Source organism: Pseudobacteriovorax antillogorgiicola (assembly GCF_900177345.1).
Lineage (GTDB): Bacteria > Bdellovibrionota_B > Oligoflexia > Oligoflexales > Oligoflexaceae > Pseudobacteriovorax > Pseudobacteriovorax antillogorgiicola.
In genome coordinates, this window is the sequence record NZ_FWZT01000059.1 from 1 (window position 1) to 2271 (window position 2271).

Genomic DNA, 2271 nt, shown 5'->3' on the forward strand with positions numbered 1-2271 from the left:
CTTTCCGGCGAGTCATGTTAAATCATTCGATTCCGTAAGTGAAGGAGATCCCCGAATGCCTTATTGGCAGATAGCCGACCAGAGAGTCGAAACAGGCGAGCTTCCAGAGCTGCTTTCTTCAGGTCCATCCACCGGATTTACCGCAGGCTCTGAATAGCCATCGGGAGTGCCCCCATTGAGCCCGATCGTCGAATCTGTGCCAAAAGCGACCAGTGATTTATAGAGGTCGAGACGACCTACCTCACTCTTAGAAACCATTTCTGAAGGCTCCACCTGACCAGACTGAACAAAGGCAATGAATTGCTCTTGGGTTAACTCAGGATAAACCGACTTCATGATCGCTGCGATGCCAGCGACATAGGGTGTTGCCATACTGGTGCCGCTAATAGTTTTGTAACTGGTCTGATCTGTCGGCCAGGTAGAATAGATATTGGTTCCAGGGGCGTTGATGTGAGCGTTCACCCGATAGCTGCGTTCTTCTTGGGATGAATAGTTGCTATAGCTCGCCAGGCTTTCATCTGGATCGCTAGCCCCGACGCAGACAACATCCTGATACATACAAGGCAAGACGATATACTCGTCGATGGTTTTGGGGAAGATTCCATTGCTGTCGCGGCAGCTGCCACCAAGTGGGCAGCCCTCGTTACCTGCTGCAACGATAACAATGATCCCAGCATCCACAGCATCCTTGAACAACTGGTTCACTAAGGTCTTGGTTTGATCATCTAGATCACCATAATCAAGGCCGGCGCCTAAGCTTAGGGACAAGACCTCGGGCTTGGGGCTAGAACGCATGGCATAGCGAACCCCTTTCTCAATGGCCTGAAAGCCCCCGGCACCATTTTGGTCTAAAACCTTGATCGGCATGATCTTAACATTGACCCTCGATGCAACTCCTAAGGGCGATGTTCCAGCAGTTTTCACTTGAGATGCAATAATGCCTGCACAATGAGTTCCATGGCCATTTTCATCATCTGTGCCTGTTGATGAGCCAACAGCGTCATATCCATCCACAAGAATATCTTGCAAATCAGGATGCTCACTATCCACTCCAGTATCGAGAACAGCAACGATCACCTCATTGCTACGGTTGCTTGCCCCACCCTGGATCGTGGACAAATAGTTCATCGCTGCTGTGAAATCCGTTTGCTCCAGCGCCCATTGTTCGGGATGTGGATCGCCACTTGATTGCAGAGTTGTCAAACCAGCTAGAGCCCTTTGAGGAAAGTGCTGATCACCAAACATTGGCCCGAAAGGAGTTTGTTTTGGAATTCTAAGGGCTGAAGAACTCACGTTGAAGGAGTCGTTGATATACTCGAAAATACTGTCGTCGAGAGCATCGCGAAAGTAGCTGCTCGCCACTCCAAATGTTCCAGCCAGAGTACCGCTCAGGGTAAGAAACCGGACGCTATCAGTGGTATCATCAGGTTTTGCTGTTTCAACAGTTTTAACTCTCAAAACATCTTCAGTAACAAATGAATCAAGTGAGTCGTTCAAAAAGTCTTTGATTGTCGTATTGTCCACAGCATCATTCTGCGTCAAACCCAGGCCGGCAAGCTCAGCAAGATTGAAACCAACGGTTAATGCACTTGAATCATTTCCAATTCCACACAACAAACTAACAACAGTGCTACCGTCTTTGCCACAGGAAGCGAAGGATAGAGAGGCAAATATGGGCAGAGCAAACCAACGTTTCATAGGAAACTCCTGATATGGTGTTCATATGAATATATGAGACTTGTTAACATTCCCTTGTCAACAGCTTGACGCCAGTTTACTCTGGATTCCGAATCGAAGTAAAATTGTAGGCGAGTTTTATACGTTCATCCTTGGAGGATCTCATGGCAAAAAAGAAAGCTACCAAGAAGAAAGTAGCTAAGAAGAAGGTAGCTAAAAAAGCTGGCGCGAAAAAGAAGCTCACAAAAAAAACTCCTACTAAGAAAAAAGCGACCAAGGCTACCAAGAAAAAAACGGTAGCTAAAAAGAAGGTATCTCGCGCGGCAACGAAGGCTAAAGTAAAAAAGACTTCGGCCCGCAAAGCCGTTCCCACAAAGGTTAGCAACGGAGCTATCACCGAATATAAGCTATTTGTTGAAGACTCCGTAAGGAATTTGGAAGACCAGGTAAACTACTTCATTAAAAAGGGCTGGTCACCAGTGGGTGGCGTGGTGCTCCACGAGACAGGCAACCTCATGCAGACGATGATTCGCAACGCCTAAAAAACGAAGGGGAAGCAACTGCTTCCCCTTTTTAACATGACTCGCCGGAATT

The 2271-nt window shown here is 47.4% G+C and carries 2 protein-coding genes; one reads left to right on the forward strand and one right to left on the reverse strand.

Going from position 1 to position 2271, the window contains the following annotated elements:
• Positions 1-60: 60 nt before the first annotated feature.
• Positions 61-1698, reverse strand: a complete 1638-nt coding sequence (locus tag B9N89_RS31065; protein WP_132326490.1) for a S8 family peptidase — start codon at positions 1696-1698, stop codon at positions 61-63.
• A 143-nt stretch (positions 1699-1841) separates the two neighbouring features.
• Here B9N89_RS31065 and B9N89_RS31070 point away from each other — a divergent pair, with 143 nt between their 5' ends.
• The gene (locus tag B9N89_RS31070; protein ID WP_132326492.1) at positions 1842-2219 is read left to right on the forward strand and encodes a hypothetical protein; all 378 of its coding nucleotides are present in this window, start codon (positions 1842-1844) and stop codon (positions 2217-2219) included.
• Positions 2220-2271: the final 52 nt, after the last annotated feature.